This window comes from Intestinibacillus sp. Marseille-P6563 (assembly GCF_900604335.1).
Taxonomy (GTDB): domain Bacteria; phylum Bacillota; class Clostridia; order Oscillospirales; family Butyricicoccaceae; genus Butyricicoccus_B.
In genome coordinates, this window is sequence record NZ_UWOD01000001.1 from 754,784 (window position 1) to 773,913 (window position 19,130).

Consider the following 19,130-nt stretch of genomic DNA (forward strand, 5'->3'; position numbering starts at 1 on the left):
TGAGGAGAGCATTTGACATGAAAGTATGTATCTTTGGCGCCGGTATGATGGGCGCAGGCATCGCACAAGTATTCCTGACCGCAGGTCATGATGTTGTTTTGATTGACGTACGCCAGACCTATGTAGACTCCGGTGAGCTGCGCATCTACAAGGGCCTGGAGTATCTGGAGGAAAAAGGAAAGATCACCCCTGAGTTTAAGAAGGACTGCCACAAACGCCTGATCACTTCGATCGATCGCGATCTGGCGGCTGGCGCCGACTTTGTCATGGAAGTTATCAAGGAAGACATGAAGCTGAAGAAGTCGCTTCTGAGCTCGCTGGATAACATCTGCCCGGAACGCACCATCTTTGCTTCCAACACTTCGGCGATGTCGATCACCGAAATGGCGGCTTCGATCCCGCATCGTGCGGACAAGTTCGTTGGCTGCCACTTCTTCAACCCGGCACCTGTGATGAAGCTGGTCGAAGTTGTCCGTGCGATTCAGACCTCGGACGAAACCTTCAACTTTGCTTTTGAACTGATGAAGTCCATTGGCAAGACGCCGATCAAGGTCGATGAAGGCCCCGGCTTTGTCGTAAACCGCATGCTTATCCCGATGATGAACGAAGCCATTGGTATCTATGCCGACGGCCTGGCTTCTGCTCATGACATTGACCGTGCGATGCAGCTGGGCGCTGGTATGCGCTCGGGTCCGCTGCACACGGCCGACCTGGTTGGTCATGATGTCAACCTGGCAATCATGGAAACCATCCACAATGAAACCGGTGACCCGCGTTACCGTCCCCATCCGCTGCTGCGTAAGATGGTACGTGCAGGCTGGCTGGGCATCAAGACCGGCAGAGGCTTCTTCCGCTATGACCAGAATGGTCATGAAGTTCCGGATGAAGAGCCGGTTCGTGACGACGCTAAGTAATCCCAAAGGCTGGAGCAAAATTTGCTCCAGCCTTTTCTTTTGGATTCTTGCGATTTTTGTTACATTTTTGCATATTCCCAAGATTTTTATGAAATTAATGTCAAAAATAGATAGTAATTTTTGACGAGAACGACGATTTTTTGAAAAACACTGGATTTATTTCAACAACCCTGTATAATATTAGGTGATAACCTGTCCTAAAAGAACAGGCGCACAAAAAACGCAGCCGCTACAAACGCAGCCAAGTCCCCTGCTAGTGCGGCTGGCACGGCGTAGCGCGTGTTCTTTATGCCCAGATGCCCGCAATATAAGCTGATGGTGTATAGGCTTGTTTCGGATGCTCCCAGCATAACGGCGGCTACTCGTCCCGCGTAGCTGTCCACCCCGCACATCCGGATAATCTCGCTGCCAAGTGCAAGCCCTCCACCACCGCTCACCGGCTTGAGCAAAGCCAATGCGGCGCATTCTTCGGGGATCCCCAAAAGGGACATGGCTGGCGCGAGCAACTGCCCCGCCAAATCAATGCAACCGGAGGCCCGCATCATATAAACCGCAGTGAGGAGCCCCACCAAGGTCGGCAAAATGCTGACTGCTGTTTCCAGCCCTTTCCGCGCCCCTGTTAGGAACGTCGAAAAGACCTCGACGCCCCTATACAGAGCGTAAAGTCCAATTCCCGCGAGCAACGCAGGGATAATCGCTGAAATCATACGCCCTCCCTTTTTCAAGGGTTTGTGTGTTGTTTCATCAAATTTTTCCTGAAATTTGAAATTATTTTCCTGTTACGACGGATTTTGACAAATTTCGCTCAGGCAATCGTGGATAATACAAACTGTAAATGAAATTTACAGCAAATTCCATCTTTTGGCATTGTCTCCTATTTCCCGCCATCGGGAAAGAAGGGCCGCAATGCACGCGCCATGAGCAGGACGATCCCAACCGAGCATACCGACGCACACCACACCGCCGGCATGATATCAAACGGCTGCGCCGCCCCATAGCTGGCGCGCACGGCCGCCACGGTGGAGGGGATGAGCTGGATCGAAGCTGTGTTTAAGATGATGAGGGTCAAAATGGAATCGGGTGTGCCCTGACGCCCCGCCGACTCGTAAAGTCTGGAAACTGCCCGCAGCCCAATCGGCGTTGCGGCATTGCTCAAACCGAGCAGATTTGCCGTCACGTTGGCGCTGACGAGTTCCATCGCCTTACGATCCCTTACGGCGCGGCCGAAAAGCTTTTGCAAAAGGGGCCGCAGGCAGGCTTCGATTTTCGAAGCCAGGCCGGATTCGGAAACCACTTCCATGACACCCGACCAAAGGCACATCAGCCCTGCAATTTTCAGGATGAGTTCTACCGCAGCAGTTGCCCCCTCGGCCGCCGCTGACGAAACGGCATCCAACCGTCCCGTCAGGGTCCCACAAAGCAGGCTGATGCAAAAAAATCCGACCCATAGCTTTGACAGCATGTGCTCCCTCCGTCCACGCTCCCTTTGCAGATCATTGATCTACGGGTTTGACAGGTATCCATTTTATTTCAGAAAGGTAAGGAAAAAATTATGAAATCCACGGGTATTGTAAGAAAAGTTGATGAACTTGGCCGTATCGTATTGCCGATCGAGCTGCGCCGCACGCTGGACATCGAAGTAAAGGATGCACTGGAGATTTATGTCGATGGCGCACAGATCATTCTCAAGAAGTATGAACCTGCTTGCATCTTCTGCGGCAATGCAAAGGATGTCACCAATTTCAAGGGCAAGAACATCTGCCGTGACTGCCTAGCAGAAATGGCGGCAGCAGCCAAGTAAAATTCGGTCGATACATAAATGGCTTACCGGTAATGCGGTAGGCCGTTTTATTTTTTGCTGCGTGCCGAGCGATACTTTTCCCGCGTTGCCATCCCGCCGCGGATATGGCGTTCATTTTTATTCTTATTCAGCACTGCCTGCGCTTGGATATACAGCAAGCGATTGAGGTGTTTCAGGCGGGTGGTGATGTCTTTATGTACGGTCGATTTGCTGATGCCGAACTGTGCAGCCGCCTGCCGCACCGTTGCTTCCTTCTCAATGATGTATTGCGCCAGGCGAATCGCCCGCTCCTCCGGCAAGCCTTTCACGTTTGCTCCCCCTTCGTTTTCTCACGTTTACTGTATACCTATGTGAGAAGCATGATCTTTAGACCTTTGTGTGAAAACTTTGGCCGTTTTCGCTCTTGCAACTTTTGATATGCGTGCTATAATGAAAAACGCATTCAAAACAAGGGGGAAATCATTCGAATGGAAGGTTCTCAAAAACGCGGTGTATTTTATGCACTGCTTGTCCTGGTGATGGTACTCTGGGGCAGTTTATATGTGGCGAACAAATTTGTCATGGCAGTGATCCCCAACTGGACACTGCTTTTTTCACGGTATCTTTGTGCCGCCATCTGTTTGACCATTGTGCAGCGGTTTCGCAAACCGTCTCCCAATGCAAAGCCGCGGAAAATTGCGCGTGCGGACTATAAATACATCGTTTTGCTTGGACTCGGTGGATATGCTCTTTCGGTGGGCATGCAGCAGCTCGGCACCAAACTCAGCGGTGCTTCCCTGGCTTCGCTGATCAACTCGATGAACCCGATCTTTATTGTTGTCTTTGCCATCATTTTGCTGCATGAACAGGTCACGGTACGCAAAATCATCTGCATTCTATGCGCCGTATGCGGTGCAGCGCTGATCGTTGGCGGCAATCTGGGCAGCGGGCATCTGGCTGGCATTGTGTTTTCTCTGCTCTCGGTTTTGACCTGGGCCTTGACCAGCGTAGCCATGCGCTCGTTTACACAGCGCTATGACGCACTTTCGGTCACCACCTATGGAATTTATATCGGTACACTGGCAACGCTTCCTGTGGCGCTCTGGGAGCTGTACCATCTGGGACATTCCATCCACATCTGGACTCCCAGCGTATTGCTGCCGCTTTTGTACATCGGCATCGTTTGCACCACAGCCGGCCATACGCTCTGGAACTACTGTCTTTCTAAAGTGGAAGCCAGCACCTGTTCCCTGTTCTATCCCATTCAGCCGCTGGCATCCATGGCGCTGGGGATCTTGATCCTGCATGAAACCATGACCCCACTCTTTTTGGCAGGCACTGCGCTGATCTTATTCGGCGTTCTGTATTCTTCGCTCAGCGACCGCCGGACTGGGGCCCCATCCAAATAAAAAAAGAAGGACAACGCTTCCCAAACGTTGTCCTTCTTTTTTTGCAGATTCAACCGTGCCGGGGAATCCCCCTCCATCTGCATCGATACATTTTAGTCTTGGGCATATCCCAATCTGTTCGTCTCAGAAAGGTAAAACCAACGAACAGCCCCAATACCCCTTGACCAAACGCACTTCTCGAACTCACCCTTTAATCCCGCAGGTGAGCCCCTCTCGAAGCGATGCCGGAAATTTCTGATCCCCAACCAGACACCCCTCATTGCTTCTATTTGTATTTTAACAGATTTTCTTTTTAAAAAACAGGTGGTTGTCAGAGAATACAACGCAAATGTCATAAATAGCACGATTTGCTCATATTATTCGCCAAAATGTGCATGTTTTTGCCATTATCATTAAATAAATTACATTTTTTGCACGTGATTTATTTTAAAATTCCCGACTGAGATAATCGGAAAACCGCTGCTTGGTGTCTGCATAATTGGCCCGGCTGATGGGGATGGCATGTCCGTTGCCCATGGTAAACGCAGTGCGATTGAATTTAGTCACATAACGCAGATGCACGATATAACTGTTGTGGCACCGCACAAAATCATGCGGGTTCAGCATATCCATGAGTTCTCCAATTTTCTGATACACGGTTATGGTTTCCGCATTGGTGACAATCTGCGTCTGCCGGCCCTGATGTTCGCAATATTGGATCTCAGCCGGATCGATGATAATTTCAGAATCCTTGCGTTTGAAATGAAGCAGAGTACGGCTGGGCGCACGATATCGGCTTGCCACCCGTTCCATCACGGCGGGCAAGCGTCTGCGCAGCTCGGATTTGAGAACAAAATACACATGAGGCGTTTCATAGACCTCGGTGGCAAAATTCAGATAGCTTGTCACATACACGACCGCACAGCTCGGCTGCAACGTCTGAAAAGCCCGCACAACATCTACGCCGGTTTTGCCCTGCTGCCCCAGGTCGATGTCGGAAAACAGCAGATCGATGCGTCCATCCTGTGCGGCATGGGCCAGCAATTCCTTGTCGTCGGTAAACAACTGGATGTCATAGTGCAGCGCCCGCGCAGCGGCATATTCGTTCAGGCATTGTGCCACATGCTTTGCGTATTCCATGCTATCGTCAAAAATATAGATTTTCAGTGCAATTACCCTCTCTTTCCTTATACACTCCTTCTGATTTCTATTGTACAGCACCCCGATAAAAATACAAGTTTTTTTCTTGTTACCTTTTCATTTTTTCATGGATTGGTTGCCGAATTTTTTATAAAAGTGCAAGAATTCGATTCTCTGACAGCAAAAAACAAGGGCCGCAGTCCGGCCCTTGTTTGCATTCATACGATGGATGTTTGCCCCTGTTAAATCCGCGGCATTCTGCGCGGTGTCGGCACCGGCTGCACGTCGAATTCCGGGTTGTAGGCGTAATAGTTCTTGGCGTCCAAGTTCTCCTGCACCGTGCGCAATGCGTCGCCAAAGCGGTCAGGGAAACACGGCTATCAAAGCGGTGCTTTTCCCATCTGCGCGGCAAAATGCGCGATGAGCGCCGCGATTTGTTCGTTGGCCTGCTCGACCTCCCATTTGAGGTCCTGCGCCGACAGGCGCTCGGCACCGTGCCCGAGAATGATCATCTGTTCGAGCGCGTCCGAGGTCGCCACGCGCACCCGGTGCCGCCGCGACAAATCATAGGACGCTTTTTCGATATACATGTCCGCCGTTTCGGCTTCCTTGGTGTATACGACATCGATGTTGCCGTCCTTTTCGACCGAGCGCACGCCGCCTTTGACCTTGTAGGCGTCAAAGACCACAATCAAGTGGCACTTGCGCACGCCCTGAAAATTGCTCAGAATATTGAGCAGCATGGCCCGCGCGGCAGGCAAATCACCTTTGGCGATGGAAGTCAGCTCGTCCCACGCAAAAATGATATTGTAGCCGTCCACAAGCAGATAATCGTCCGGTCGGATGCGAGTGAGATATTCCCCTTCCGGGGCTTCCTTGCGCTTTTTGGCGCTGCGAAATGCGTCAAATCCACGGTTCTTAATCGGTCCGTAGGTGCGCACAAAGATCTCTTCCAGCTCCTTATCGTCCACCGCCGGACGGGATGAAGGGGGGCGCGGCGCTTGCACCTCCGGTTCTTCAGGTTCCTCCAGGCGCACACCGGGATCGACATGCTGATGAGCCGGGACTTCGTTCCATTTGACGTTGTAGCCCGCCCCATGCGCGCAGAAAACCGAATCCGGCGGGTTGTCCACATCGCGCTCCGGGTCGTAGCCGCTGGCCGCGACTACTTCGTCGGCATTGTGACAGGGCTCATATCCGGCCAACGTACAGATCAAGCGGCCGCGGCCCTTGGTGTAGGCGGTCACTTCGGTCCAATAGCCGCGCATGGTTGCCACCGGAGCGGTCCCGGTCAGGACAGCCTCCTCCCCGACCGTTTCGGGCGGCTCAAACGAGCCGGACATGCGCTGGATATCGGTCATCGCCCGGCCGACATTTTCGGCGGGCACTTCCAGCCGAAAGGCATAATAGGGCTCAAGCAGGATGCTCTGCGCCTGCATCAGTCCCTGTCGCACGGCGCGGTAGGTCGCCTGCCGGAAGTCGCCGCCCTCGGTGTGCTTGAGATGAGCACGCCCAGCCAGCAGCGTAATTTTCATGTCAGTGATCGGCGCGCCGGTGAGCACGCCCACGTGGGTCTTTTCGGCCAGATGGGTCAAAATCAGCCGCTGCCAGTTGACATCCAGTTCATCGGTGCTGCAACGGGTCGCGTACTGCATGCCGCTGCCCCGCTCACCAGGTTCGAGCAGCAGATGGGTTTCGGCGTAATGCCGCAGCGGCTCGAAATGGCCGACGCCCAGCACGGGCGCGACGATGGTTTCTTTATAGACGATGTTGCCGCTGTCAAAGGATACCGCCAGACCAAACCGCTCCTGCATGCGCTGGGTGAGCACTTCGAGCTGTACCTCACCCATGAGCTGCACATGCAGTTCGCTCAGGGTTTCATTCCAGACCACGCGGAGCATAGGGTCCTCATCCTCGAGCTGCCGCAGATGACCCAGCATGGTATGCGCGTCGCAGCCGTCGGGCAGCACCACGCGATAGGTCAGCACCGGTTCGAGCACCGGCGCGACACCCATGGATTCCTCCCCCAGCCCCTGGCCGGGATGGGTCTGCGTCAGGCCGGTCACGGCGCAGACCGTGCCCGCCGGCGCTTCGTTTACGGTTTGATACTTGACGCCCGAGTAGATGCGGATTTGGTTGACCTTTTCACCCGTGTCCCCGACGGTATCCTTGACCCGCAGCACGCCGCCCGTTACCTTGAGATAGGTCAGGCGGTTTCCCTGCTCGTCCCGCGCGATTTTGAACACCCGCGCGCCAAACGCGTCCGGGTAGACCGGTTGGGGGCCAAACCGCGCCAGACCGTCCAGCAGGGCGTCGATGCCGTCCAGCCGCAAAGCAGCGCCGAAATAACAGGGAAACAGCCGCCGCGCCGCCACCAGGCGGACGATGTCGTTTTCGTTAACACTTCCGCGCTCTAAATACTGCTCGAGCAGGACTTCGTCACACATGGCGATGTTCTCGTCCCGCGCGCTAGTTTCCACGTCGACGCTGCAATCGACGCAGCCGTCCGACAGACGGGTACGCAGTTCCTCCAGCCGCGCGGCGCGGTCGCTCCCCGCCAAATCCATCTTGTTGACAAACAGAAACGTCGGGATATGATGCCGCTCGAGCAGCCGCCACAGCGTCTGGGTGTGGCCCTGCACCCCATCGGTCCCGCTCACGACCAGCACGGCCGCGTCCAGCACTTGCAGCGTGCGCTCGGTCTCGGCCGAAAAATCCACATGCCCGGGCGTATCCAGCAGCGTAAAGGCCGTATCCCCATAGGTAAATTCGGCCTGCTTGGCCAGAATGGTGATGCCGCGCGCCCGTTCCAGGGAATCGGTATCCAAAAAAGCGTCACCATGGTCCACACGTCCCAGCTTGCGCACCGACCCGGCCTGATATAAAAGGCCCTCGGACAGCGTGGTTTTGCCCGCGTCCACATGGGCCAAAATTCCAATGACCATTTTTTTCATCATTTCAAAATCCTTGTTCGTATTTGGGTCTATTATATCAAAAAAACTGCGAAACTGCAAAAAAAGACGGACGCATTCACGTCCGTCCCTCTTTTCCCAGCCGTCGATAGACCGTCCGGTACATGGTGCAAAAACAAGCCAGTCCCCCCACAAAATTGCTGACCGGCTCAGCTAAAAACACACCGGTCACGCCCAGCCCGGCCACATGGGGCAAAATCAGCGTGAGCGGCACCACGATGACCACCTTGCGTAGCAGCGAAAAGAAGACCGCCTGTTTGGACCGTCCCAGGGCGACAAACACCGACTGCCCGGCAAATTGCAAAGACATCATAAAGTAGCCGAAAAAGTACAGGTGCAGGGCCGGTTTGGCTGCTTCCATCAAAGACGGGCTGTCGTTAAAGAGCAGAATGAACCCGGTCGGGAAGAAAAACAGCACCGCCCAAATGAGCGTCGTGTATCCAATGCCCGATAAAACGGTAAACCGGATGGCCTGCCGCACCCGGTCATAGGTTTGGGCGCCATAATTGTAGCCAATAACCGGTTGCGCGCCGTTGGTCAGGCCGCTAACCGGCATTTGCACGACTTCCCGAATGGACATCAAAACGGTCATGACGCCGACATACAGGTCGCCGCCAAAGGTTTGGAGCGTGGTATTGCAGGCGATCTGCACCAGGCCGTTGGTGCCGAGGGCGATGAAGTTGGACAATCCCAAACCGGTAATTTTGGCGATCCGTCCACTGTTCCATCGAAAAGTCCGCGGCTGCAACCGCAAAATGGCTTTGGGTCCCGTGAGAAATCGCAGCACCCAAACCGCCGATGCCGCCTGCGCCAGCACGGTCGCTAGCGCGGCGCCCTGAACGCCCATATCCAGCCCAAAGATGAGCAGCGGGTCGAGCACCAGATTGATAACCGCGCCCAGCGAGACCGTGAGCATCCCGGTCCCGGCAAAGCCCTGGGAATTGATGAAATAGTTCATGCCTAGGGAAATCATCACAAAGACGGTCCCCAGCAGGTAAATGCGCAGGTATCCAGCCGCATACGGCAGCGTATCGGCACTGGCGCCAAACAGGCGCAAAATGGGATGCAGAAACACTTCGCCTGCCACGGTCAGGATGAGGCCGGTGCCCACCAGCAAGACAAAGGAGGTATTTTGTACCTTAGTCGCTTCCTCCAATTCGCCCTGTCCGCGCTCAATCGAGCACAGCGGTGCGCCGCCCATGCCGAACAGGCCGGAAAACGCCGAAATGACCGCGATAACCGGCATACAAAGTCCCACACCGGTGAGCGGCAGCATGGTGCTGCCAATGTGACCGATAAACACGCGGTCCACGACGTTATATAGTACATTGACCAGCTGTGCGAGCATCAGCGGCACGGCCAGCCGCAGGATATTTCCCGAAATGCTGCCGCGTGAAAAATCATTTTGAACCGCCATGCTGTGCCTCCTATTTTTCCATGTGTTTAAATTCCCGGGCCACGAAGATCGCAGCCAGCACGGCCGCAATAAAGTCGGCAATGGGCGCCGAATACATGACGCCGTCAATGCCCAGGAACATCGGCAAAATCACAATCAGCGGCAGCAGGAAAATGATTTGGCGCGTCAGCGACAGGAACACACCGCGGATGGCTTTGCCAATGGAGGTGAAAAAATTCGCGGTAATCGGCTGAATGGCGTTGATAAACGTAAAGAACAGGAAGATGCGGAAATATTCCTCGGCAAACTGAAAATATTCCTCGCTGCCCGAGCCAAAGAAACCAATAATCTGGCGCGGGAAGAACTGAAAGCACAAAAAGGAACAAATCGAAATGCACAGAGCAATGGTGAGCGCTTTCTTGTAGGTATCCCGCACGCGGTGAAAATTATGCGCTCCATAGTTGTAGCTGATGATGGGCTGAATACCCTGCGAGATGCCAATGATGATCGAAAAGAAAATCATGTTCACTTTAGCGATAATGCCCGCACAGGCCAGCGGAATTTCGCTGCCATAGGCCGAGGCGCCACCATAGTGCTTTAAAACATTGTTCATAACGATCTGTACGACCATCATGGCCATTTGGTTGAAAAATGGCGCAATCCCGAGCGACAGGATGGCTTTCCAGTACGAGAGCGACGGCCGCAGCGAAGCCAGCCGCAAATGAACGGTCTTAAAGTGACGCAAGTACCCAATAACCATCAGTCCGGATACAAACTGTCCCAGAATCGTGGCCAGCGCGGCGCCAGCCATACCCATATCGAACCCAAAGATGAACACCGGGTCCAGAATCGTGTTGATAATGGCACCGGTCAGCGTACACAGCATGGAAAAACGCGGGCTACCGTCCGCACGGATCAAATTGCTGCCCGCGGTGGTCAGGATGAGAAATGGAAAACCCAGCGACGTGATGCCAGTATAGGTGAGCGAATAGTCCAAAATATCGGGCGTTGCGCCAAAGGCCAGCATCATCGGCTTTAAAAACAGGCGTACCCCCAAACACAAAACGACGCCCAAAATGACCATCATGCCGATGGCGGCTCCGGCAAAACGCTCGGCACGTTCTTCATCCCCACGGCCCATGCACAAATTAAAGTTGGCTGCCCCACCGATGCCGCACAAAAGCGACAATCCGGTACAGGTAATCGTCAGCGGAAATGCGACATTGGTCGCTGCGTTGCCGAGCATGCCAACGCTCCAACCGATAAACACCTGATCTACAATGTTATATAATGCACTGACCAGCATCGCAATGATGCTGGGAATGGCAAAACGCGCCAGCAGACGCTCAATTTTCTCAGTGCCCAGTGGATTTTGTTTGACTTGTTCCATCTTCGTCCTCCCCGATTTGTCCGATCATATCATTTGCCTTTTCGATCATCTGCGGCAACTCTTGCAGCACCCACTCCATTTGCTGTTTGGTCCAGGTTTCGGTGAGATTTCCCCACCAAACGGTGACCGCCTGCCGAATCTTGGGCACGAGCTCGCGCGCTTTTTCGCTTAAAAATAACTGGTAGGTGCGGCCGTTGCCCTTTTCCCGGCAAACATAGCCCTGCTCCTCCAGTTTTTTCATCACACGGGTCGCGAGCGCTTCGTCAATCACCATATTGCGGCACATCTGCTTTTGACTGCACCCCTCGTTCCGGCTCAGATACAACAAAAATTTATAGCTGGAATATCCCAAGCCATAGGGTGATAAAACATGGTTGATATACTTTTGTTCCTGCCGGTACAAGATGGAAATGTACTTGGCAAGAATCCCGGTCTGCATAAATACCCCTCTTTCTTTTTTCTTATAGCGTAAACCATATTTTATTGACTTGTCAAGTATTTGTGTTAAAAAAAATTTACACCCAGCCCATCGGCCAGGTGCAAATTTTCCTCTCAGCATTTCCATACGATCTCGATTGTGTGGTCCCCCACATGCAGACTCTCGGCAGCGGCGCAGAACAATTCCCGCTTTTCACGCACCGACAATGCCTCCCATCGGACTTGCAGCCGCTCCTTTTCCTGCTGTCGGGCAGTTTGTGCCTGTTCGATGGCACGTGTCAGCTGTGCGGCGCGCTGCTCCAAAACGTGCAGCAATGCCGGGCCGGCATCGGCGGCGCGATGGGCCAAAGCGGCACTTTCCTGTTCCCAGGCTTCCAGACGGGCTGCCGCTTCCTCTCCCATGGCCAGATGGTCCAGCAGTGCATCTTCTACCGCCTGCTCCAGTTCTTCGGCATAGATTGTACCCAGACCGGTGCAGCAGCCCCGGTGCCCTTTGCCCGAACAGACAAAATACCGGCCAGCTGCGGCTTTGGACCGGATGACCGACAAAGCATATCCGCATTTCCGGCATTTGACCCGCCCAGCCAGCCAGGTGCGCGGCTCCGCCTGCGGCGCACACCGCACGCTGTGGAGCAGCTTTTTGCGGCAAGTCAGCCAGATTTCGGCCGGAATGACTCCGGCATGCGGGGCCAGCACCAAACAGGTGCCTTGTAAGTCAGCGCGCTTGTTTTCGCTCTGCCCGCGGAACAGATAGCAACCCTGTCCCTGAAAGGCTGCCCGGTCGTGGATAATCTGGGCGCCCTGTGCGGCAAAAAAATCATAAATGCACGGCGCAGCCTGACAATACACCGGATTTTTGAGCATCTCGCTGAGCCGGGTCGCGTTCCAGGTCCCTCCGCGCAGGTGGGGCTCCTGCTGCATGCCGCGTGCCACCTCTCCTAAAGAGCAGTCTGGGTCTGCATATTGGGCAAAAATCCGCTGTATCTGGGCGATCTCAGCGTCCACCGGCGCATAACAGGCCGTCCAAACACCATCGATCTGGATTTTATGACGTGCAAACCCATAAGGCACCCGCCCGCCCATGTACAGCCCTCGTTTACTGCGGTCAGCATAAGTATCCATGACGCGACGCTGGATGGTCTCCCGCTCGAGCTGAGCAAAGACGATGCAGATATGCAGCATAGCTCGCCCCATGGGGGTCGACGTGTCAAAATGCTCGGTCGAGGACAAAAATTCCACGTGCTTCTGCTCAAAGACTTCCATCATTTTGGCAAAATCCAGAATCGAACGGCTGATGCGGTCGAGTCGATAAACGATCACCTTTTGCACCCGTCCGGCACGCACATCGCGCATCATGCGCTGAAAGGCCGGACGATTGGTATTTTTTCCGCTAAATCCCCGGTCGATGTATTCCTGCCGGGAATGGTCGCCCGCTTCGAATCGGCAGCGCTCGAGCTGGCCTTCGATGGACAGACTGTCTTCCCGCTCGACCGACTGCCGTGCATAGATCGCGTCCATGGATTCAGCCCGGCATGCCGAGCAAACGACGGCATAGCGCGCGCAATTGTTCCCGCTCGCCGGCATCTGCGGGAGAACGGACGCTGGTGTGAATGGACCACGTTTGTTGCATCATGACCACCTCCGGTTTAGGATATGCAGAGTTTTAGCATTTGTGAACCATGTTTTCGCGGCCGCAACGCTTCGCCAAAGCGTTGGAAGTGCGTGATCTCCCGCTGACGCAAGAATTTGATCGGATCGCGCACATCGGGATCGTCCACCAGCCGCAGCAGGTTATCGTAGGTTGTTCGTGCCTTCTGCTCTGCTGCGCGGCGATAAGCAACCTCAAAACTTCCAAATGACCTGCACCGGAACACAGTCTTCCTGTCGCGGTCCGGCCTGGACGCGGTCGAGCATGGTTTGTGCCAGTGTTTCGGTCATGCCCTGTGCCAGCAGGACTTCCCAGTCCTCCTGCTCTCCGAGCAGCGCATGGGTCAGGCGGCGCAATTCGTCCAGCAGCGCAGCTTCCAAGGCATCCAGCGCCAAAAATACACCCGGACAAGCTTGCCGGTCGGCCATATGCGTCGGACAGCGGAGATACTGCCTGCCATGTGCTGTGCTAAGGCGCAGCAAGCAGCTACAGCGGGCACAAAATACCTTCCTTGTTAATGGATTGGGCTTTTTACTGCCTCGCGGCCGAGTATGCTGCCGCAGACGTTCCTGTACCTGCCTCCACAATGCAGGTTCGATGATGGCTTCATGGGTCCCTTCCACCCGGAACCACTGGTCGCGCGGCCGGGGACGGTTTTTCTTGGTTTTATAGGACACGCTGCCATATCGCCCCTGGACCATATTGCCGCAGTAGATCTCATTCGTCAGCAGACGGGCGACTGTGGCATAGGTCCAACGTGTGCCGCCATGCGCCTGCCGATAGAACAGCCCTTTTTGCTGCTTATACGCCGTCGGATTGGGCAGGCTGCGTGCGTTAAACTCGCGTGCAATTTCGGTCTTTCCCTGTCCGGCGGCGAACCGGGTAAACGCTTCCCGCACCACCGCTGCCGCTTCTTCATCCACTAACAGGTGTCCCTTATGCTCGGGGTCCTTGCGATAGCCATAGAGTGCAAAGGCTCCAATGTGGTAGCCTGCCCGGCGCTTGGCGTCCAGCACACTTTTGATACTGTCCGACATATCCTCCAAATACCATTCGTTGACCAGACCGTTGATTTGTCGGGCTTTTTTGTTACCTTTGTTGGCTGTATCCGCATGATCGACGATGCTCACAAACCGGATACCCCACAGCGGAAACAATCCATGCAGATAAGTTTCTACCACCTCCATTTCGCGGGTAAACCGCGACTGGGTCTTGCACAGCACAATATCGAACCGTTTGGCTTGCGCATCCCGCAAAAGCTGCTGAAACGCCGGCCGATTACGGTCGGCGCCCGTGTAATCGTCGTCGCTGTACAGATGGTAAACGTCCCAGCCCTGCTCCTCGGCGTAGGCCAGCAGCATGGCTTTTTGGTTTTGGATGCTCTGGCTGTCGGCCGCCGGGTCGGCCTTGCAGCGGTCCTCTTCGGACAATCGGCAATACAGGGCTGCTTTCATCGCGCTTCGCCCGCCCCTTCGGCTACCTTCTTCCAGCAGGCCAGCAGCCGCTGCGCGCGGCCCGCTCCGCTTTGGCATATACTTTGACATACAATCATTGGACGTTTCATAGGGTTCGCCTCCTTTGCTGTCAATCTATGCAGTCAGAACGAAAAAAAGCCCCCTGCCGCAGCCGTTGGCTGTGGCAGGGGAAAAGGATGGGCTTAGTCGTAAATCGATTCAACATCCCATTCGATGATTGCACCCGTCGAAGCGTCGATGGCAAATTCATACTCCTTGTACTGATAAATGATTTTGCCTTCGTATTCGCGGCGGCCATCATCCCAATCGAGCTTGAACTCATAGATATTGGATGTCGTGGCACCCGGTACACGGGCCAGAGCGATCTGCTTAGCCTGTGCTTCGGTGATCGTCGTGCTGGTGCTGGGGTTCGAAGGGGTATAGCCTTCCGCGTCATAGTCGTAGCTGATGATCTTGCCGGTGGAAGCGTCGATCTCATAGTCATATTCGGTGTAGCCCGAGCCGGACTTCACGATGAACTCGATCTCATAGACCTTGCGGCCATCGTCCCAGTCCTGCTTGCCCTTGACAAAGGTGACTTCACTGCTGGTCTTGCCCGCATGGTTCAATGCGGTCTGCTTGGCCTGCTCGAGCGTGACCGAACCGGTGGTCTGTCCGGGTGTTGTCGGATTGGAAGTGTCAAAGTCGGTCACATCACCGCCCGTGCTGCTCGGATTGGTCAAAAAGACGGTCTGGGTCTGCTCATTCCACGATACATTCTTGCCCATGATCTCGCCGATGGCGCGCAGCGGCAGATAGATCGAGCCATTGTAGACCATCGGGCTGGTTGTATTTCCGCTGGCATCACGGAAAGTCCGTACGGTGCCGTCAATGACGATGGTATAGTTCGGCTCTGCCGTAAAAGTGACCGCCATGGTCTTGGCATTGGCATCCGGCGTGCCGGTGGCATCCGGGGTAACACGGTTGCCGCTCAGGGTTGCGGTGTTGGTGGTAGCATCCCAGTTAACGTTCTTATCCATCAGTTCACCGATGGCACGCAGCGGCAAATAGGTGGTGTCGTTATAGCTGATCGGATGGATCTCATTTCCGTTCACATGATAGAACGTGCGCTCCACGCCGTCGATCTGAACGGCAATGTCCGGACGAAGGGTGGCCGATACGTTGTAAGAACCGCTTGCAGCCGATGCTGCGGTGCACAGCAAGGCAGCCAGAGTCACAGTGCAAAGTAATTTTTTCATGTTCCTTTTCCTCCTTGAATTACCCATAGGGTTGTTGTGTATCCTTAGTCAAAAATCGATTCTGCGTCCCATTCCCGGATCGCGCCGCTGTATGCGTCGATTTCAAACTCATACTCCGTGCCTTCATAAACGATCTTGCCTTCGTAGATCAGACGGCCGTCATCCCGGTCCAGTTTGAGCTGAATGTCCTTTTCGGTTGCACCCGGTACTTTGGCGAGTGCGATCTGCCGAATCTCGGCTTCGCTCTTGGTTGTGCTGCTGCTCGTACCCGAGGTATTCGACGTATTGTTGTTGATGTTGGGGGTGTAGTTTTCGGCGTCGTAGTCAAAGCTGCGAATCGTGCCCGTAGAAGCGTCGATCTCATAATCGTACTCAGAGCTGGTAGACGCAACATAGAATTCTACATCATAGACCTGAACGCCGTCGTCGTTATCCAGCTTTGCCCACAGGAAGGAGGTATCACTTTCGGTGACTCCCGCATGTTCCAGTGCGATTTGCTTGGCTTTGGCTTCATCGATTGCGCCGGATGCAGTACCCGTGGAAGCCGTTGCCGGATTCGCCGCTGCCGCCGCACCGCTGGTGGATTCAATGACCGTGCCCGTCTGTGCGTCGATCGCGTAATGATATTCCAGACCGTCTGCGGTAAAATCAAGCTGATAGTACGGAATGCCGTTCTTTTCGCTCAGTTCGGCGGTGGAGAAGGATGCGCCTGCGGTATCGATCTGCGATGCGCTCAGGGCTGCATTTTTTGCATCATCCAGACTGATGAGGTCTTGAGTCTGCCCGCCTTGTGCGGCCGAAGAACAACCTGCCAGGGTGGAAGCCAATACCAGAGATGCTGCTATAATAAAAAATCTTTTTTTCATTTTCATTCACGCCTTTCGTTTAAGTTCATATACAGCATACCAGTCCAATATTAGAATCTCATTAGAATCTTTAAAAATCTTTTTCTTTTTTTGTAGGCTCCTGCGGCGTGTCCGGAAAGCGCAGGGTAAAGCAGCTTCCGCCCCCTTCGGCGCTCTGTACGGTCACTTCGCCGCTGTGCAGCTGAGCGATTTGCCGCACCATGGTCAGTCCCAGACCGGTGCCGCGGTTTCCGGCGCGGGCCGGGTCAACCTGATAAAAACGCTGCCAGATTTTATCGAGTTTGTCTTCTGGGATGCCGATGCCATCGTCCCGTACGGCTAGCTCGATCGTATGGTCCTGCCGGGCCAGCGATACCCAAATATGCCCCTGCGGGCGGCCATACCGCGCCGCATTGCTGATGAGGTTTTGTAGCAGGCGGCTCATGAGCGTCACATCAAACCACGCTGTCACATCGGGTTCGATGCTGGTCTGCAAGGTGATGCTCTGCGGCAAAGCGGGCTGTTCTGCACAGATGATCTCGACCAGGGCGCTCAAGTCGGCTTCCTCAAAGCTTGCGCGCTGAGTGCCCTGTTCCAAACGGGTCATCTGCAAAAGCTGCTGAATGAGCCCGGACATTTTCTTCGCCTGCCGGTCGATGACTTCCAGGGCCTGCGCATATTGTTCGGGGGTCTGTGCATGCCGCCGCGCTTCGCCGCATTGCGCCAGAATGACGGCCACCGGGGTACGCAATTCGTGCGAAGCGTCCGATGTGAACTGTTTTTCCGACTCAAAGGAGGTTTCCAGGCGGGCAAACATGTTGTCAAAGGCTTGTCCGAGCCGGCTGATCTCATCGCGTCCAGGCGGCAGTCCAATGCGCTGGGACAAGTCGCTGCCTTCTTCGATGGCACCAGCGGCACGGATGATCCGGTCAATGGGCCGAAACGTCGAGCGTGCCAGCAGATATGCTCCCAAAGCGCCAAAAAGCACCACAAGTGGCAGCAGTAGCACGGTCATTCCGATGAAATCGTCGACCACATCGGCCACATCGGGTGCCTGAATCATGCCACGCACCCATACACCGTCTTCCCAGCCAAATGGCAGCCAATAGTCGAGCACATAATAGGTCCCATCGTCGGTTTCCACTGGACGAAGCACACTGCTTTCAAATTCAGCGCCTTCCGGGAAGGTGAGCGGCGGCTGGCCGGCCAGCAAAGCGCCGCTTTCGCTGTACACCAGCGTATAGACCCCATTGTGGGTGAAAGAAAAACCATCGTCAAAGACCAATTTGCCCTGGTCACGAGAAATCAGCGTTACATTGCTGCGCAGAACAGTATTCAGTTGGTCATAGGTGTTTTCGGTCACTACCGAACTGCTGATCGCCACCAAAAATCCAAGCACCAGGGTGACAAACAGAAGCATGAGAAGTGTAATCCATAGGGCCAGTTTGAGTTTTACCGAAAATCGTTTCACGTGTCCTCCTTTAAGATCCATCCGGCGCCGCGCACCGTGTGCAGAAGCTTTTTGTCAAACCCCTGGTCGATCTTCTTTCGCAGATAGGTAATATAGACATCGACCACATTGGAGCCGCCGGTATAGTCATAGTTCCAGATATGGTCTTCCAGCCGTGCGCGGGAGATGACCGTGCCTTTATGCTGCATCATATATTCTAAAATCGCGTATTCTTTGGCCGACAACTTGATATTTTGCCCGGCTCGCGTAACTGTATGGCTGCTGGTATCTACGGTTAGATCGCCCAGCGTCAGCACACTGGTTTTTTGAGCGCTGTATTTTCTCGTAGCGGCGCGAATGCGGGCGAGCAGTTCATCCAGGTCAAATGGCTTGACCAAATAATCATCTGCTCCCAAATCCAGCCCGGTGATGCGGTCCTGCACGCTGTCGCGCGCGGTCAGGAAAATCACCGGTGTTACACTGCCTTTGTTGCGCAGGGCACGCAATACCGCATGTCCATCCAGTTTGGGCATCATAATATCGAGTAAAATGCAATCATAGGCCGCGCCAGCGGCATAGTCAAGCGCCTCTTCCCCATCGTAGCAGGCATCTACACCATATCCTGCGCGCTCCAACGTTTTGCATACCAGACGGTTGAGATCTTTTTCATCTTCGGCCACCAAAATACGCATACAAATCCCCTTCCATAGAAAATATCCTACTCCATATTATAGTCTGCTGGCCGTTTTTTGCAAGTTGTGCCAACGCGCAACATCTGCTGCGAGGTTTTCCATTAAGTCGGTGATGGCATCGCCTTTGCATTGCAGCGCCGCAGCGGTAAACGGAACGCCTGCTGCCGACTGCGGATAGATGCCCGTCGTATGGTCGACAAAATAGGCATCAAAACCGCTTTGTTTGATCTGCTCCATGCTCAGATTGCGGGTCAACTGGTAGACGATCGCCGCAATCATTTCCTGGTGTGCCAGTTCTTCGGTACCTAGAACGGGGTCAAAATGAGACCCTCCGCAAAAAACGGACACATACAAAACGGGCGCC

The 19,130-nt window shown here is 54.4% G+C and carries 17 protein-coding genes and 2 pseudogenes; 3 read left to right on the top strand and 16 right to left on the bottom strand.

Going from position 1 to position 19,130, the window contains the following annotated elements; all coding sequences use genetic code 11:
• Positions 1 to 17: 17 nt before the first annotated feature.
• Positions 18 to 914 carry a 3-hydroxyacyl-CoA dehydrogenase NAD-binding domain-containing protein gene (locus EFB11_RS03950; protein WP_122789027.1) on the top strand — a complete coding sequence of 299 codons (897 nt, stop codon included), beginning with the start codon at positions 18 to 20 and terminating at the stop codon, positions 912 to 914.
• 197 nt (positions 915 to 1,111) lie between these two features.
• Here the strand turns inward: EFB11_RS03950 and EFB11_RS03955 are convergent, their stop codons facing one another.
• The gene (locus tag EFB11_RS03955) at positions 1,112 to 1,621 is read right to left on the bottom strand and encodes a nucleoside recognition domain-containing protein (protein ID WP_122789028.1); all 510 of its coding nucleotides are present in this window, start codon (positions 1,619 to 1,621) and stop codon (positions 1,112 to 1,114) included.
• A 167-nt stretch (positions 1,622 to 1,788) separates the two neighbouring features.
• The gene (locus EFB11_RS03960; RefSeq protein WP_122789029.1) at positions 1,789 to 2,376 is read right to left on the bottom strand and encodes a spore maturation protein A; all 588 of its coding nucleotides are present in this window, start codon (positions 2,374 to 2,376) and stop codon (positions 1,789 to 1,791) included.
• Between the two features lie 90 nt (positions 2,377 to 2,466).
• Between EFB11_RS03960 and EFB11_RS03965 the strand changes: the two genes are divergently transcribed.
• Complete coding sequence (locus EFB11_RS03965; protein WP_122789030.1) at positions 2,467 to 2,715, top strand: AbrB/MazE/SpoVT family DNA-binding domain-containing protein; 249 nt, start codon at positions 2,467 to 2,469, stop codon at positions 2,713 to 2,715.
• Positions 2,716 to 2,762: 47 nt separating this feature from the next.
• Here the strand turns inward: EFB11_RS03965 and EFB11_RS03970 are convergent, their stop codons facing one another.
• Positions 2,763 to 3,023, bottom strand: a complete 261-nt coding sequence (locus EFB11_RS03970; RefSeq protein ID WP_122789031.1) for a sporulation transcriptional regulator SpoIIID — start codon at positions 3,021 to 3,023, stop codon at positions 2,763 to 2,765.
• Positions 3,024 to 3,182: 159 nt separating this feature from the next.
• Between EFB11_RS03970 and EFB11_RS03975 the strand changes: the two genes are divergently transcribed.
• A complete protein-coding gene (locus tag EFB11_RS03975; RefSeq protein ID WP_122789032.1) occupies positions 3,183 to 4,103 on the top strand; it encodes a DMT family transporter in 921 nt (306 codons plus the stop codon).
• A 426-nt stretch (positions 4,104 to 4,529) separates the two neighbouring features.
• On the opposite strand, the gene EFB11_RS03980 is transcribed toward EFB11_RS03975, so the two are convergent.
• The 13 genes and pseudogenes from EFB11_RS03980 to EFB11_RS17110 form a co-directional block, all read right to left on the bottom strand.
• Positions 4,530 to 5,222: a LytR/AlgR family response regulator transcription factor gene (locus EFB11_RS03980; protein ID WP_122789033.1), complete on the bottom strand. Its 693-nt coding sequence runs from the start codon at positions 5,220 to 5,222 to the stop codon at positions 4,530 to 4,532.
• A gap of 380 nt (positions 5,223 to 5,602) precedes the next feature.
• Entirely contained in the window at positions 5,603 to 8,176 is a 2,574-nt protein-coding gene (locus EFB11_RS03985) for a translation factor GTPase family protein (protein WP_122789034.1), read from the bottom strand.
• A gap of 76 nt (positions 8,177 to 8,252) precedes the next feature.
• Positions 8,253 to 9,611, bottom strand: a complete 1,359-nt coding sequence (locus EFB11_RS03990) for an MATE family efflux transporter (RefSeq protein ID WP_122789035.1) — start codon at positions 9,609 to 9,611, stop codon at positions 8,253 to 8,255.
• Positions 9,612 to 9,621: 10 nt separating this feature from the next.
• Positions 9,622 to 10,980, bottom strand: a complete 1,359-nt coding sequence (locus EFB11_RS03995; RefSeq protein WP_122789036.1) for an MATE family efflux transporter — start codon at positions 10,978 to 10,980, stop codon at positions 9,622 to 9,624.
• Positions 10,946 to 11,419, bottom strand: coding sequence for a MarR family winged helix-turn-helix transcriptional regulator (locus tag EFB11_RS04000; RefSeq protein WP_164706589.1), 474 nt, complete (start codon positions 11,417 to 11,419; stop codon positions 10,946 to 10,948). Before EFB11_RS04000 ends, EFB11_RS03995 begins: the two co-directional genes overlap by 35 nt.
• A 113-nt stretch (positions 11,420 to 11,532) precedes the next feature.
• Positions 11,533 to 12,936 carry a recombinase family protein gene (locus EFB11_RS04005; protein WP_164706590.1) on the bottom strand — a complete coding sequence of 468 codons (1,404 nt, stop codon included), beginning with the start codon at positions 12,934 to 12,936 and terminating at the stop codon, positions 11,533 to 11,535.
• A 128-nt stretch (positions 12,937 to 13,064) separates the two neighbouring features.
• A pseudogene (locus EFB11_RS04010) lies at positions 13,065 to 13,244 on the bottom strand (manganese catalase family protein); the annotation flags it as partial.
• 16 nt (positions 13,245 to 13,260) lie between these two features.
• Entirely contained in the window at positions 13,261 to 14,520 is a 1,260-nt protein-coding gene (locus EFB11_RS04015) for a recombinase family protein (protein ID WP_122789039.1), read from the bottom strand.
• A gap of 203 nt (positions 14,521 to 14,723) precedes the next feature.
• Entirely contained in the window at positions 14,724 to 15,779 is a 1,056-nt protein-coding gene (locus EFB11_RS04020) for a PepSY domain-containing protein (RefSeq protein WP_164706591.1), read from the bottom strand.
• 44 nt (positions 15,780 to 15,823) lie between these two features.
• Positions 15,824 to 16,645 carry a PepSY domain-containing protein gene (locus EFB11_RS04025; RefSeq protein ID WP_164706592.1) on the bottom strand — a complete coding sequence of 274 codons (822 nt, stop codon included), beginning with the start codon at positions 16,643 to 16,645 and terminating at the stop codon, positions 15,824 to 15,826.
• 70 nt (positions 16,646 to 16,715) lie between these two features.
• Positions 16,716 to 18,095, bottom strand: coding sequence for a sensor histidine kinase (locus tag EFB11_RS04030; protein WP_164706593.1), 1,380 nt, complete (start codon positions 18,093 to 18,095; stop codon positions 16,716 to 16,718).
• Positions 18,092 to 18,766 carry a response regulator transcription factor gene (locus EFB11_RS04035; RefSeq protein ID WP_122789043.1) on the bottom strand — a complete coding sequence of 225 codons (675 nt, stop codon included), beginning with the start codon at positions 18,764 to 18,766 and terminating at the stop codon, positions 18,092 to 18,094. The genes EFB11_RS04030 and EFB11_RS04035 overlap by 4 nt, the downstream gene beginning before the upstream one ends.
• 81 nt (positions 18,767 to 18,847) lie before the next feature.
• Positions 18,848 to 19,075, bottom strand: a pseudogene (locus tag EFB11_RS17110) (manganese catalase family protein); the annotation flags it as partial.
• Positions 19,076 to 19,130: the final 55 nt, after the last annotated feature.